This is a genomic window from Amycolatopsis sp. NPDC049159, assembly GCF_040648295.1.
In the GTDB taxonomy this organism is placed as follows: Bacteria; Actinomycetota; Actinomycetes; order Mycobacteriales; family Pseudonocardiaceae; genus Amycolatopsis; species Amycolatopsis pretoriensis_A.
The window spans coordinates 141,017-153,938 of sequence record NZ_JBEZDL010000020.1 but is presented as its reverse complement, the minus strand read 5'-3'; the positions used below and the strand labels follow the sequence as shown (position 1 = coordinate 153,938).

13 protein-coding genes are annotated in these 12,922 nt (G+C 71.9%); 5 read left to right on the top strand and 8 right to left on the bottom strand.

Annotation, left to right across the window (positions count from 1 at the left end; all coding sequences use genetic code 11):
- On the bottom strand, nt 1–2,052 hold the full coding sequence (locus AB0B33_RS33290; protein ID WP_247014293.1) for a DNA topoisomerase IV subunit B: 2,052 nt from the start codon (nt 2,050–2,052) through the stop codon (nt 1–3).
- 135 nt (nt 2,053–2,187) lie between these two features.
- Nucleotides 2,188–3,507 (bottom strand): hypothetical protein, encoded by a 1,320-nt coding sequence (locus AB0B33_RS33285; protein WP_360779069.1) that lies wholly within the window; start codon nt 3,505–3,507, stop codon nt 2,188–2,190.
- A 107-nt stretch (nt 3,508–3,614) separates the two neighbouring features.
- Between AB0B33_RS33285 and AB0B33_RS33280 the strand changes: the two genes are divergently transcribed.
- Both AB0B33_RS33280 and AB0B33_RS33275 read left to right on the top strand, forming a co-directional pair.
- Nucleotides 3,615–4,703, top strand: coding sequence for an LLM class flavin-dependent oxidoreductase (locus AB0B33_RS33280; protein ID WP_360779066.1), 1,089 nt, complete (start codon nt 3,615–3,617; stop codon nt 4,701–4,703).
- Nucleotides 4,700–5,296: an FMN reductase gene (locus AB0B33_RS33275; protein ID WP_360779063.1), complete on the top strand. Its 597-nt coding sequence runs from the start codon at nt 4,700–4,702 to the stop codon at nt 5,294–5,296. Before AB0B33_RS33280 ends, AB0B33_RS33275 begins: the two co-directional genes overlap by 4 nt.
- Here AB0B33_RS33275 and AB0B33_RS33270 read toward each other — a convergent pair.
- The 3 genes from AB0B33_RS33270 to AB0B33_RS33260 are packed head-to-tail and all read right to left on the bottom strand — an operon-like array spanning nt 5,284 to nt 6,667.
- Nucleotides 5,284–5,883, bottom strand: coding sequence for a dihydrofolate reductase family protein (locus AB0B33_RS33270; protein ID WP_360779061.1), 600 nt, complete (start codon nt 5,881–5,883; stop codon nt 5,284–5,286). The two genes, AB0B33_RS33275 and AB0B33_RS33270, sit on opposite strands and share 13 nt — an antisense overlap.
- On the bottom strand, nt 5,880–6,335 hold the full coding sequence (locus tag AB0B33_RS33265) for an SRPBCC family protein (RefSeq protein WP_247014283.1): 456 nt from the start codon (nt 6,333–6,335) through the stop codon (nt 5,880–5,882). The genes AB0B33_RS33270 and AB0B33_RS33265 overlap by 4 nt, the downstream gene beginning before the upstream one ends.
- A complete protein-coding gene (locus AB0B33_RS33260) occupies nt 6,332–6,667 on the bottom strand; it encodes a metalloregulator ArsR/SmtB family transcription factor (protein WP_360779057.1) in 336 nt (111 codons plus the stop codon). Before AB0B33_RS33260 ends, AB0B33_RS33265 begins: the two co-directional genes overlap by 4 nt.
- A gap of 142 nt (nt 6,668–6,809) precedes the next feature.
- On the opposite strand from AB0B33_RS33260, the gene AB0B33_RS33255 reads away from it, so the two are divergent.
- Genes AB0B33_RS33255 through AB0B33_RS33245 form a run of 3 tightly spaced genes read left to right on the top strand, consistent with a single transcriptional unit; the run spans nt 6,810 to nt 9,294 of the window.
- The gene (locus AB0B33_RS33255) at nt 6,810–8,237 is read left to right on the top strand and encodes a serine hydrolase domain-containing protein (RefSeq protein ID WP_360779055.1); all 1,428 of its coding nucleotides are present in this window, start codon (nt 6,810–6,812) and stop codon (nt 8,235–8,237) included.
- Nucleotides 8,204–8,626, top strand: a complete 423-nt coding sequence (locus tag AB0B33_RS33250) for a PGPGW domain-containing protein (RefSeq protein ID WP_360779052.1) — start codon at nt 8,204–8,206, stop codon at nt 8,624–8,626. Before AB0B33_RS33255 ends, AB0B33_RS33250 begins: the two co-directional genes overlap by 34 nt.
- A gap of 17 nt (nt 8,627–8,643) precedes the next feature.
- Nucleotides 8,644–9,294: a TetR family transcriptional regulator gene (locus tag AB0B33_RS33245; RefSeq protein WP_360779050.1), complete on the top strand. Its 651-nt coding sequence runs from the start codon at nt 8,644–8,646 to the stop codon at nt 9,292–9,294.
- Here AB0B33_RS33245 and AB0B33_RS33240 read toward each other — a convergent pair.
- The 3 genes from AB0B33_RS33240 to AB0B33_RS33230 form a co-directional block, all read right to left on the bottom strand.
- Entirely contained in the window at nt 9,254–9,916 is a 663-nt protein-coding gene (locus AB0B33_RS33240; protein WP_360779047.1) for an epimerase, read from the bottom strand. The genes AB0B33_RS33245 and AB0B33_RS33240 overlap by 41 nt on opposite strands.
- Entirely contained in the window at nt 9,913–10,308 is a 396-nt protein-coding gene (locus AB0B33_RS33235; RefSeq protein ID WP_247014270.1) for a carboxymuconolactone decarboxylase family protein, read from the bottom strand. Before AB0B33_RS33235 ends, AB0B33_RS33240 begins: the two co-directional genes overlap by 4 nt.
- A gap of 106 nt (nt 10,309–10,414) precedes the next feature.
- Nucleotides 10,415–12,772: a hypothetical protein gene (locus AB0B33_RS33230; protein ID WP_360779044.1), complete on the bottom strand. Its 2,358-nt coding sequence runs from the start codon at nt 12,770–12,772 to the stop codon at nt 10,415–10,417.
- Nucleotides 12,773–12,922 lie beyond the last annotated feature (150 nt).

The following is a 12,922-nucleotide window of genomic DNA, read 5'->3' as shown; positions in this document are numbered from 1 at the left end:
TTAAGCGTCGATGGCGTCGCGGTCGATCCGGTCCGAGGAGGCGACCAGCCAGTTCCGCCGGGGCTCGACCTTCTCGCCCATCAGCAGCTCCAGCGCGCCCTCGGCGGCCTCGGCGTCGTCCATGGTGATCCGGCGGACCGAGCGGCTGGCCGGGTTCATCGTGGTGTCCCACAGCTCGTCGGCGTCCATCTCGCCGAGGCCCTTGAACCGCGGCACCGGCGTGACGATGCTCTTGCCCGCCCGCTCCAGCTCCGCGTACTTGGACTCCATCTCCTGCTGGGTGAAGGTGAAGTGCGTCTCCGGGTTGCGGCCCTTCGTGACGAGCTTGTGCAGCGGCGGCATCGCCGCGTACAGCCGGCCGTCCTCGATCACCGGGCGCATGTACTTGGCGAACAGCGTGATCAGCAGGGTGCGGATGTGCGAGCCGTCGACGTCCGCGTCCGCCATCAGGATCACACGGCCGTAGCGCATGGTCGTGAGGTCGAACGTGCGGCCGGTGCCCGCACCGAGCACCTGCACGATCGACGCGATCTCGGCGTTCTTCAGCGTGTCGCCCAGCGACGCCTTCTGCACGTTCAGGATCTTGCCCCGCAGCGGCAGCAGCGCCTGGTACTCCGACACGCGCGCCATCCGCGCCGACCCCAGCGCGCTGTCGCCCTCGACCAGGAACAGCTCGCTGCGGGCGACGCCGGTGGTGCGGCAGTCGACCAGCTTGGGCGGCATGGCCGCGCCTTCGAGGGCGGTCTTGCGCCGGGCCGCGTCCTTCTGCTGCTTCTGGGTCAGCCGGACGCGGGAGGCGTCGACGACCTTCTGCAGCACGACCTTGGCCTCGGACTTGGTCTTGCGGTCCTCGGTCCACGCCTTGACGTGCTTGTCGACGATGCCCTGCAGCACCCGGGTGATGCCGGCGGTGGACAGCTCGTCCTTGGTCTGCGAGGTGAACTGCGGCTCCGGCAGCCGGACGTGCACCACGGCGGTCATGCCCTCGAGGACGTCCTCGATCGTCGGCATGTCCTCCTTGGGCTTGAGCAGCCCGCGGGTCTTGGAGATGGCCTCCTGCAACGCCTTCGCGACCGCGCGGTCGAACCCGCGGCGGTGGGTGCCGCCGTGGACGTTGCGGATCGTGTTGGTGAAGCACTCGACCGTGCGCTCGTAGCCGGTGCCCCAGCGCAGCGCCACCTCGACCTCGGCGTGGCGCTCCACATTGGACTGCATGACGCCCGCGGCGTCGGCCGCGTTCTCCTTGTACGTGCCTTCGCCGGTGATCAGCAGGGTGCCGCAGACCGGCTTCTCGCCCGACGGCGTCAGGAAGTCGACCATGTCGACCAGGCCGTGCGGGAAGTGGAACGTCTCTTCGTTGATCGTGTCTTCGATCGCGGTGCGCAGCACGTACGTGACGCCCGGGACGAGGAACGCGGTGTTGCGCAGCTTGGTCCGGACGCCCTCGACGTCCAGCGCCGCGCCGGACTCGAAGTAGCGCGCGTCGTACCAGTAGCGGATGGACGTGCCGCCGCGCTCGCCGCGCTTCATCTTGCCGACGAGGTTCAGCCCGGAGCGGCGGGTGAACTTCGCCTTCGGGCCGGGTGCGTCGAAGGTGCCGGGGATGCCGTGCTTGAACGACATCTGGTGGACCTTGCCGTCCTGCTTCACCGTGACGTCGAAGCGGTGGGACAGCGCGTTGACCGCCGAAGCGCCGACGCCGTGCAGGCCGCCGGAGGTCTTGTAGCCGGAGCCGCCGAACTTGCCGCCGGCGTGCAGCCGGGTCAGCACCAGCTCGACGCCGGACAAACCGGACTTCGCGTGGGTGCCGGTCGGGATGCCGCGCCCGTCGTCGTCGACCTGGACGCTGCCGTCGGCGTGCAGCGTGACGACGATCTTCGTCGCGTACCCGGCCACGCCTTCGTCGGTCGAGTTGTCCACCACCTCGGAGAAGAGGTGGTTGATGCCCCGGCTGTCGGTGGAGCCGATGTACATCCCGGGTCGTTTGCGGACGGCTTCGAGACCCTCGAGATGCGTCAGGTCGTCGGCCCCGTACAAGGTCTCGGCAGTCACAGGGTCGTTCTCCCGGATCGTGGCTCGCGAAAAGTGCTGGTGGTGGTGCGGACTCGCCTGCACCGTAGTGCAGGATATCCGCCCACCCCGACAACTTCCGCGCGCTCCCGGTCCCGGAGTGGCGGGGGCGGCCCGCTAGCGGGGGTCGTAGCCCAGGTCGGGCCACAGGCCCAGCAGGGCTTCGATCTTCCGCGGGACCTGGAAGCTGTTGCGGAAATTCGGCTTCTCGCCGATCGCGACGAGGGCCTTGCGCAGGTCGCCGAACGCCGGTCGCGCCGACGACTCGCGGGTCAGGATGTAGCAGTACGTGCGCCGGGGGTAGGCGAACTCGTCGGCGTAGGCGTGCAGGACCAGGCCGGGGGCCTCGATCCGCGACCCGACCAGCGCACGGCCCTGTTTCTGGCTGTAGACGCGGATCACGTGCACGCCGGCGCGGAGGGTGCGCGGCGGGTCCTGGCCCTGGCCGTCGTCGGCCCAGAACAGTTCGACGCGGAAGGGGGATTCGCCGTTCTCGCCGGGGTGGGTGTAGTCGCGGGCGAGTTCTTCGAGCCGGTACTCGGCTTCGGCGGACGGCTCGCCGCCTTCGACGAGGCTGACCAGGTAGAGCTCGGCCGGGCGCGGCCAGTTCGGCCGGTCGACGTCGGCCGGGGTCTCCGGAGTCTCCGCGGTGTCCGGCGTGTCGGCGGTCTCGCCGGGCTCGACGGCCGGTGCCGCAACCGGTTCCGCGGCCGGCTCGGCCGGAGCCGGGGGCGGCGGCGCGACCTCGGCGACCGGAGCGGGCGCGGCGGGGCGGACCGGCGACGGCGCCGGCGGGGCCGGCCGGACCGGGGACGGCGGCGGGGTCGGGGCGGCGGGCCGGACGGGGGTTGCCGGGCGGCTCGTCACGACGGGCCGGGCGGCCGGCGCCGGACGGCTCGGGGCGGTGCGGGGCGCGGTGACGAGCTTGCCGGCGCCGTACTGCTCCAGCAGCGGCTCCAGGTCACCCGCCGTCAGCGCCGGTCCCGCGAGGTCGCACCAGTCGAGCCAGGCTTCCTGGGCTTCCTCGACGGTGTGCTTTTCGTGCGAGAGCGTGACCGCTTCGAACAGCTGCCGGGGCCCGGCCGCGGTGACGTCGGCCGAGCCGACCACCACGAACGAGGGCTCGTCCTCCGCGATCACCAGCTTGGCGTTCAGCCCGCGCAGCGAGTGCACGATCACGCCCGCCTTGACCCAGTGCAGCAGCGCGTGCGGGCTCGTCGCGCCGGACAGCACCGTGTCCAGGCTGGCGTCCGTGATCAGGGTGTCGCCGGGTTCCAGCGGCAGCAACGCCGCCGCGCCGGGCCCGACGTGGCCGAAGGCCGCCACCAGGTTCCGCCGGGGCGCGAGCAGTGGGGTGATCGAACCCCAGATGTCGCGGCCCGTGAGAAGGCGTACCGAACGTTCTGCCAGACCCAGCCGACCGAGCTCCGCGTCCATGTCGTTGACCTTACTTGGTGCCCCCTGCGGCATTGACGGGCGGAATATGTCTTGCTTGGAAGTAGTTGAACGCGCATGTAAGATGGTGCTCGCGAAGGGAGCAGGTCATGCAGTTCGGAATCTTCACGGTGGGCGACGTCACGACCGATCCCACGAACGGCAGCACGCCGACGGAACACGAGCGGATCAAGGCGATGGTCCGGATCGCGCTCAAGGCGGAGGAGGTCGGGCTCGACGTCTTCGCGACCGGCGAGCACCACAACCCGCCGTTCGTGCCGTCCTCGCCCACGACGATGCTGGGCCACATCGCGGCGCAGACGTCCAAGATCGTCCTCTCCACGTCGACGACGCTGATCACCACGAACGACCCGGTGAAGATCGCCGAGGACTTCGCGATGCTGCAGCACCTCGCCGACGGCCGCGTCGACCTCATGATGGGCCGCGGCAACACCGGCCCGGTCTACCCGTGGTTCGGCCAGGACATCCGCCAGGGCATCCCGCTGGCCATCGAGAACTACGCGCTGCTGCACAAGCTCTGGCGTGAGGACGTCGTGGACTGGCAGGGCAAGTTCCGCACGCCGCTGCAGGGCTTCACCTCGACACCGCGCCCGCTCGACGACGTCCCGCCGTTCGTCTGGCACGGTTCGATCCGCAGCCCGGAGATCGCCGAGCAGGCCGCGTACTACGGCGACGGCTTCTTCGCCAACCACATCTTCTGGCCCAAGGAGCACTTCCAGCAGCTGATCGCCTTCTACCGGCAGCGCTTCGAGCACTACGGCCACGGCCAGGCCGACCAGGCCATCGTCGGCCTCGGCGGCCAGGCGTTCATCCGGCCGAAGTCGCAGGACGCGTGGAACGAGTTCCGGCCGTACTTCGACAACGCGCCGGTGTACGGGCACGGCCCGTCGCTGGAGGAGTTCACCGACCAGACGCCGCTGACCGTCGGCAGCCCGCAGGAGGTCATCGACAAGACGCTGACCTTCCGCGAGCACTTCGGCGACTACCAGCGCCAGCTGTTCCTGATGGACCACGCCGGCCTGCCGCTGAAGACCGTCCTGGAGCAGCTCGACCTGCTCGGCGAGCACGTCGTCCCGGTGCTGCGCAAGGAACTCGACGCGCTGCGCCCGGCCCACGTCCCGGACGCGCCGACCCACGAGTCCCTGAAGGCCGCGGCGCTGGTCGGGAGCGAGGCATGAAGCTCGCGGTGGTGACGGCGGGGCTTTCGGTGCCCTCGTCGACCCGGTTGCTGGCCGACCGGCTGGCCGCGGCGACCGTCGCCGCGGCCGGCGAACCGGTCTCCGTGACCGTCGTGGAGCTGCGCGACATCGCCCTCGACGTCACGAAGAACCTGCTCACCGGCTTCCCGAGCCCGGAGCTGCGCACCGCGATCGACGCGGTGACCGGCGCGGACGCGCTGATCGCGGTGACGCCGGTGTTCACGGCCGGCTACAGCGGCCTGTTCAAGTCCTTCTTCGACGTGCTCGACGCGGATTCGCTGGTGGGCATGCCGGTGCTGCTCGGCGCGACCGGCGGTACCGAGCGGCACTCGCTGGTGCTCGACTACCAGCTGCGCCCGCTGTTCGGGTACCTGAAGGCGGATCCGGTCGCGACGGGCGTGTACGCGGCTTCGTCCGACTGGGGCGGCGGCGAAGGCGCGCTGCAGCGGCGGGTCGAGAAGGCCGGCGCGGAGCTGGCTTCGCTGGCCGCGGGACGCCCCGCGGCCGTCGCCGAACCCGGCTTCGTGCCCTTCGACCGGCTGCTGGCGGAAGTGTCCACTCAGGACGGGTAGTGCACCCGGTACCGCAGGTGGGTGACGCCGTCGCCGGCGACGACCTCGACGCGTTCGAGTTCGGCGCCGGTGCCGCCGAGGTCGTCGAAGTAGCGCACGCCCTCGCCGAGGAACACCGGGACGAGGTCGATCCGCACCTCGTCCAGCAGGCCCAGGCGCAGGCACTGCCGGGCGATGTCCGGCCCGGAGACGCCGACGTCGCCGTTCCCGGCCGCCTTCGCCCGCTCGACCGCCGCGGCGACGTCGTCGACGAACGTGAACGGCGCCAGGTTCTCCGCGGACCAGTCCGGCGGTGGCGGCCGGTGCGTGACGACGAACGCCTTCCCGCCGCCGGGCGGGTTGCCGCCCCAGCCGTGGGTGTGGTCGAACACCCGGCGGCCGCAGACGAAAGCGCTGTGGCGCGCCGAATCCAGCAGTTCCCGCAGGTAGCCCGCGCTCGACGCCGTGACGCGGAACGTGATCGGGTAGCCGGCCATCGGCAGCTCGACGTCGCCGGCGGTGTACCAGTCGAAGAGCGGGCCGACGCTGTCGTCCGGCCGCGCCACGAAGCCGTCGAGCGACGTGCAGAAGCTCGCGACCGTCGTCACGCCAGCACCTCGTCGAGGCGCTCGTACGACTGCGTGATCCCGGTGCTCATGCCGCTTTCCACGGCCGCGTCGCGGGCCTCGACCGACGGGAACACCGAACGGCTCTCGAGCCGCGTGCGGCCGCCGAGGTCGATCAGGGACAGCGACTCCAGGCAGACCTCGCCGGGCGCGCCCTCGAACTCGAAGGTCTGGATGATCCGGTCGGCGCTCACCGTGTGGAAGACGCCGCGGAAGCGGTACTCGCCGCGGTCGTCGCGGTGGACGTAGTGGTAGCCGCCGCCCGAGCGGGCGTCGAACTCGAGGAGCTCCATCTCCATGCCCCGCGGGCCCAGCCAGCGGACGACGAGCTCCGGGTCGGTGTGGGCGCGCAGGACCTTGTCCGGTGAGGCCGCGAACTCGCGGGTGAGCTCGATGAACGGGGTGCCGGGCTGCGCGGTGATGGTGGTGCTCATTCTGCTTCCTCCAGGGTTTCCAGGACGGCGTCGAGCCGCCGGTAGGTGCGTTCGGTGGCCAGCCGGTAGGTGTCGATCCAGCCGGTGAGGGCTTCGAGGGCGGCCGGGACGAGGTGGCACGGCCGGCGCTGGCCGTCGCGGCTTCGCGTGATCAAGCCGGCCTGTTCGAGCACCTGGATGTGCCGCGAGATCGCCTGCTTGGTGATCTCGAAGGGCTCGGCCAGCTCGTTGACCGTCGCTTCGCCGCGGGAGAGCCGGGCGACGAGCGCCCGGCGCACCGGGTCGCCGAGCGCGGTGAACGCCCGGTCCAGTCCCTCCTCATCAAGCGCCATCTTTATCAACCAATCTGTTTATCAACCGATGCATTGACTATGGCAGGGTGGCTGCAGGCCGTCAAGGAGGTGCCGAAAGTAGGGGGTCGCCGACGTCGTCCGGCAGCGGTGGCCGGCCGGCGGGATCCCTAGTTTTACCCGCATGACCAGGCTTTTCCTCCTGTTGGCGGCCCTGCTGCTGACCACCGCGACCCCGGCCGCCGCGGCGCCGGCCCCGGACGTCGACGGTTATGTCCGCGCCTACCTCGACCACACCGGCCTGCCCGGGGCCGCGGTCGCCGTCACCCGCGGTGGCGACGTCGTGCGCGTCGCGGGCTACGGCCACGACGCCGCGGGCGCGCCGGTGACCGCGGCGACCCGGCTGCCGATCGCGTCGGTGAGCAAGTCCATGACGGCGTTCGCGGTGCTCCAGCTGGCCGAAGCCGGCCGGATCGGGCTCGACGAGCCGGTCACGCGGTACCTCCCGGACTTCCGGCTCGCCGACCCGCGGGGCACCCGGATCACCGTCCGGATGCTGCTGGACCAGACGTCCGGGATGGCCGACTCCGCGTTCCCCGACCTCAAGCTCGCGCAGCCGCGCACCCTGGCCGAAGCGGTGACGCGGCTGCGTGCGGCGCCGCTGGCGAGCGAGCCGGGAGCCGAATTCCACTACCACAACCCGAACTACGAGGTGGCCGCCCGGATCGTCGAGGTGGTGGCCGGGCAGCCGTTCGCGGAGTACCTGCGCACGCGGGTGTTCGGGCCGCTCGGGATGACGGCGAGCACCACCGTCGACACGCCGCCGGCCGGCACCGAGGGGTACGTCCGCGCCTTCGGGATCGAGGTCCCGGCAGCCGAACCGGACTGGTTCACCGGCGGCAGCCACGGCGTCCTGAGCACCGCCGAGGACCTGGCGAAGTGGCTGCTCGCCCAGCGCGACGGCGGTGGCGCGCTCTCACCGGCGTCGAACGCGCTCGCGCACACCCCGGCTCCCGGCCGCGGCTACGCGCTGGGCTGGACGGTCCGGGACGGCCGGGTCTCGCACACCGGCGACTGGTTCTCCCACACCGCGGCGCAGGTCCTGCTGCCCGGCGGCTACGGCATCGCCGTCGTGACGAACATGGGCATGGCCCTGGACAACGAGGCCGAGCTGCTGGCCCAGGGCCTCGCTGACCTGCTGACCGGGGGCGCGCCCGCGGTGTCGTCGCCCGCCGGGGTGACCGCCGACCGGGTGCTCGGCGCACTGGCGCTGCTCGCGGTGGGACTGGCCGTGCTCGGTGTCCGGCGGGCCCGGCGCAAGCCCCGGTGGTGGCGCGTGGCACCGCCGCTGGTGCCGCTCGTGGTGCTCGCGTTCCTGCCCCGGTTGCTGGGCGTGGTCTTCGCGGGACGGCAGGGGACCTACGCCCAGGTGCTCTACGTCTGGCCCGGTCTGGTGGTCGCGCTCGGACTGGTGGCCGCGGCGGGCTTTGCGGTCGCCCTCGCGCGGGTACACGCGCTCATGAGTGGCAGGCGGCGCCCGCGACGGGAAGAATCGGGCGAAACGACGGGAGTGGTGGCGTGGGCATCGGGAAACAGGCCAAGCGCGTCCTGATCGCGACGGCGGGCGCGGTCCTGCTGGTGGTCGGGGTGCTGCTGCTCGTCCTGCCCGGGCCGGGGCTGCTGCTGGTGCTCGCCGGGCTGCTGCTGCTCGCTTCGGAGTTCCCGGCGCTGGAGAAGTACGTCGACCCGGTCCGCGACCGCGCGATGAAGGCGGCCGAGGACAGCGTGTCCTCGCCGCTGCGGATCGCCGGCTCGGTGCTGGCCGGGCTGGCGCTGCTGGCCGCGGGGATCGTCTGGGGCCTGGTGAAGTCGCTGCCGTTCGGCGGCTGGAGTACCGGGTCGAGCCTGATCCTGTCGTCGGTGATCCTGTTCGCGCTGCTGATCTGGAGCTACCGCCGGGTCAAGTCGCGCCGCGCGGAACCGGCCGCCCACCGCGACTGAGCGGTACCGTCGGCGCCATGAGCGCCGGATTCCAGCGCGCCCGCCGTCCCGAGCAGGTCGCGGCGCGCCGCACCGCGATCCTCGCCGCCGCCCGGGAACTGCTCGCGCAGCGGCCGGTCGCCGAGACCAGCCTGCGGGAGCTGGCCTGCCGCGTCGGGCTCGCGAAGTCCAATGTGCTCCGCTACTTCGACAGCCGCGAAGCGATCTTCCTCGAGGTGCTCGACGGCTTGTGGACGGCGTGGCTCGACGAGCTCGCGTTCGGGGAGCTGCCGGGGCCGCCGTTCGCGCGCGAGGAGCGGATCGCCGGGACGGTCGCCGCGACGCTGGCCGAGCGGCCGCTGCTGTGCGAGCTGATCAGCGCGATGGCCCCGGTGCTGGAACGCAACATCTCCGTGGACTTCGCCCGCGGCTTCAAGCAGCGCGCGGCCGCGAACCTCGACCGGCTGGCGTCCCTGGTGCGCGCCGAGGTCCCCGAACTGTCGGCGGAAGCGGCCCGGGTGTTCGCCCGCGCGGTCGTGGTCGTCGTGTCCGGGGCGTGGCCCTGCGCGAACCCGACGGAGGCGGTGGCGCTGGCGACGGCCGAGGCCGGGGGCGCGCCGGGGTTCGAAGCGGTGGTGGCGGAGAGCCTCACGAACCTGCTGGCCGGTCTCGTCGCGCGAGGGCGGTGATGTCGGCGTTCTCCAGGACCGGCTTCTCGTACCCCGACGCGGCCACCGCCAGCATCGCGAGCCCGATGTCCTCCGTGGTCGTCACCGCGCGCGGGAACAGCCGCTTCAGCACCGGGTAGAGCGGCATCGCGACCCGGTAGAGCACCCGGTACAGCGGGGTCTTCGACGTGATGCCGTGCAGCGGCTGGATGTAGCCGGGGCGGAAGGCGAACGTCCGCAGCGGCAGCCGCGCCAGCGCGTTCTCCGTCGCTCCTTTGACGCGGGCCCAGCGCACGCGGCCGCGTTCGGTGCTGTCGGTGCTCGCGCCCGAGACGTACACGAAAGTGGTGCCGTCCGGGAGCTTCCGGGCCACCGAAAGGGTGAGCTGGTAGGTGATCCGCTCGTACTCCTCCGGCGCCACGCCCACCGACGACACCCCGAGGCAGAAGAAGCAGGTGTCGTACCCGGTGATCGGCTCCAGCGCGAACAGATCCTTCTCGACGACTTCGCGCAGCTTCGGGTGGCTGGTGCCGACCGGGGACCGGCCGACCACCAGCACCGCCTCGACCCGTTCGTCGCGCAGGCATTCCCGCAGCACGCCCTGGCCGACCATGCCGGTCGCGCCGAACAGGACCACCCTCATGCGCTCGTCACCGGCAGCAGCCCCCTCTCGGCGAAGACCTTCTTGGCCGTGAAGGTCGCGTTCAGCGCCTTCGGGAATCCACAGTAGACCGCGGAGTGCAGGAGCGCTTCGACGATCTCCGCCGGCGTGAGCCCGACGTTGAGCGACGCGTTGACGTGCACCTCCAGCTGCGGCTCGCAGCCACCCAGCGCGGTGAGCATGCCGAGCGTCACCAGCTGGCGGTCGCGCGGCGCGAGTCCGGGCCGCGCGTAGATCTCGCCGAACCCCCACGACACCACGGCTTCCGCCAGCGCGGGGGAGACGTCGGCGAGGTTGTCGAGCACGCGCTGCCCGCTCTCGCCGTCGATGGCGGACAGGGTCTTCAGGCCGAGTTCGAAGCGCTCGTCGGTCATGGCGGGTTCCTTCCCCAGCAGGTCGTTGCGTGCACGACGCTAGGGGCTGGAGCGCGCTCCAGGTCAAACGTGACGGCCACCACGGCGGGTGGCCGTCACGTCCGGTTCAGACCGCCTTGGTGCCGCGGGCGGCCGCGGTTTCGTCCACCCAGTACGCGGTGTACGACGTGTCGGTGCGCAGCCCGGCCGCGTTGGCGCTCCAGGCCTCCAGCCGCAGCACGTACTGGGTCCGGTCCGCCGGGACCGTGAACTCGAACGCCGCGGTGCCGTCGGCGCCCGGACCGACGGTGACCGCCGGACCGGAGTCCACGCTGTAGCCGTAGGACACCAGACCCGGCTGGACCGGCGTCAGCGTGCAGTGGACCACCTGGCCGGGCCGCAGGGACCCGGTGCCGTCACAGGTGAGCGGCGGGGCGGCCGACCGCGGGGAGAACCAGTAGTAGCTGCCCGCCGACACCGTCCCGTCGGCGAACGTCGTGGTCGTTTCCAGGTACTGCGAGCTCGCGCTGAGCGGGGTCAGGACGGCGCTCGCCGTCCCGTCCGCGCCCGCCGGGATCGTGGCCGGCTCCGCGCCCTGGAGGCGGTAGGTGAAGCTCACCGCGCCCGGCAACGGCGACGAGAACGTGAAGGTGCCCGGCGTCGTGACGTAGCCGCCGACCGCGTACTCCGGGTACTCCACGCTCGTCACCTTCGGCCCGTTCGTGACGGCGGTGACGTTGACCTCGTCCTGCGCCGACACCAGCCCGGCCGCGGTCGTCGTGTGCGCGTGCAGCCAGTGCTGGCCCTGCTCGGCCGGGGTGATGGTGACCTGGGCCGTGCCGTCCGGGCCGACCGGGATCGTGACCGGGGTGCCGTAGTCCCAGTCGTAGGTGAAGGTCGCCGCACCCGGCAGCGTGGCGTGCAGGGTGAACACCGCGGGCTGCCCGACCATCAGGCTCGGCGGCGCGTCGATCACCGGCAGGCCGCGGTCGACCGCGATCTGCGTGGTCCGGTCGGCGGAGAGGTTCCCGTTGGTCATCCGCGCCCGGACCTCGACGCGGTAGCCCTTGGCGGCGTCGGTCGGCGTGATGGTGAACGAGGCGGTGCCGTCCGAGCCGGCGGGCACGGTGACTTCGGGCTGGTCGTCGATCCGGTACAGGTACTCGGTGGCGCCGTCGGTGCCGTGCGGGCTGAACGTGCACTGCCGCGTCTCGCCGAGGAACGCCTGGGCCGGGGCGCAGGCCATCGACGGGCCGTTGCTGCCCACCCAGAACCGGTAGGTCGTGCTGGGCGTGCTGTTGCCGCCGGCGTCGACCCCGCGCACGAGCAGCCGTTGCGGGCCGTCGGTCCGCGGGGTGAACGTGTAGGTCGCCGTGCCGCCCGGCTTGTCCGCGGTCACGTACTGCGGCGGGACGGACTCGCCGACGGCGAAGCGGACGACGTCCTGGTCGCCCCGGGCGTCGAAGGTGAAGACGCCGGGTACGCCGACCCCGCCGGCCGGCGCGGTGTCGCCCGGGAAGTCCGTCGACGTCACCAGAGGCGCCGTCGTGGGCGGGGTGAAGTCGGTGGTGAAGCGGCAGGTGCCGCTCCACGGCCCGGCGGTCAGCTCGTCGGTCCCGCGGACCTGCCAGTCGTAGGTGACGCCGTCGGCGAGGCGGTCCTGGCCGAGATCGGTCCACAGCGGGTAGCCCGGCGTCCAGTACTTGCCGAGTTCGGTGGTCTGCCGCTGGTCCGGGTGACCGGCGGGCCACCAGGCGAACTCCGCGCCGACCTGGTAGCTGTCCGGGTCGGTGACGACCGCGGAAAGCCGCGTGTCGCCGAGGCCGACGACCGGGCTTTCCGCGCAGGCCTTGCCGCGCGTGGTCAGGTTGGTGGCCGCGGCGGGTGCCTGGTTCTTCTCGAGGCTGATGGTCAGCGACGGCTGCTGGGTCCGGCCGAACCGCGGGTTGTGCTGCTGCCCGTCGGGCAGGCGCAACACCAGCGTCAGCGAGGTCCGGCCGGCGTCGATCGCCTGCTGCAGCGTCGGCGCGGCGGCCCAGTCGAGGTAGTCCGACGGGCAGACGTCGAGGGAGCCCGGGCCGGGGACCTTGCTCAGCTCCGCGGGCTGGTTCTCCCACGTCGGCGGCTTCGCCGACGGCGCCGTCACCCACAGCTCGGTCGCCCGGGGCGCCGAGCAGTCGGCGACCGTGGCTTCGCGGCCCCACAGCTCCGCGGAAAGCACCTTCGCGCCGCGCAGCCCGGTGAGGTCGAACGTGAAGTAGGACTTCGACACGTGCTTCTTGCCGTCGGCCGTGACCTTCGCGCCGACCGGCGCGTTGCCGGCCGGGTTCACGAAGCTCTTCTTCGGCTGGGCCGAGTCGGTGTACGACCACGACGTCGAGCTGATCGACGTGAGGATCGTCGCCGACGCCGGCGCCGCGGTGACCACGGTGGTGCCCGCGACCAGCAGCGCCGCCGTGATCCCCGCTCTCGCGGTTCTCGTCATCCTGGAGCCCAAAAGGCTCACCCCCTGCTTTCCTCCCCTGAGCCGCCGGGGACGGCGGCTTCGGCAACCACACGCGCGAAGGGGCCGGATGGTTGGGCCGGGAACGGAAAAATCCGGGGAGGCCGGCCGACCGGCCTCCCCGGATCCGCG

What these genes read in the sequence shown, in the direction of transcription:
- AB0B33_RS33275 (WP_360779063.1), top strand. Translation starts at nt 4,700, where the DNA reads ATGAAGCTCGCGGTGGTGACGGCGGGGCTTTCGGTGCCCTCGTCGACC.
- AB0B33_RS33285 (WP_360779069.1), bottom strand. Translation starts at nt 3,507, where the DNA reads ATGGACGCGGAGCTCGGTCGGCTGGGTCTGGCAGAACGTTCGGTACGC.
- AB0B33_RS33245 (WP_360779050.1), top strand. Translation starts at nt 8,644, where the DNA reads ATGAGCGCCGGATTCCAGCGCGCCCGCCGTCCCGAGCAGGTCGCGGCG.
- AB0B33_RS33240 (WP_360779047.1), bottom strand. Translation starts at nt 9,916, where the DNA reads ATGAGGGTGGTCCTGTTCGGCGCGACCGGCATGGTCGGCCAGGGCGTG.
- AB0B33_RS33235 (WP_247014270.1), bottom strand. Translation starts at nt 10,308, where the DNA reads ATGACCGACGAGCGCTTCGAACTCGGCCTGAAGACCCTGTCCGCCATC.
- AB0B33_RS33260 (WP_360779057.1), bottom strand. Translation starts at nt 6,667, where the DNA reads ATGGCGCTTGATGAGGAGGGACTGGACCGGGCGTTCACCGCGCTCGGC.
- AB0B33_RS33265 (WP_247014283.1), bottom strand. Translation starts at nt 6,335, where the DNA reads ATGAGCACCACCATCACCGCGCAGCCCGGCACCCCGTTCATCGAGCTC.
- AB0B33_RS33255 (WP_360779055.1), top strand. Translation starts at nt 6,810, where the DNA reads ATGACCAGGCTTTTCCTCCTGTTGGCGGCCCTGCTGCTGACCACCGCG.
- AB0B33_RS33280 (WP_360779066.1), top strand. Translation starts at nt 3,615, where the DNA reads ATGCAGTTCGGAATCTTCACGGTGGGCGACGTCACGACCGATCCCACG.
- AB0B33_RS33230 (WP_360779044.1), bottom strand. Translation starts at nt 12,772, where the DNA reads ATGACGAGAACCGCGAGAGCGGGGATCACGGCGGCGCTGCTGGTCGCG.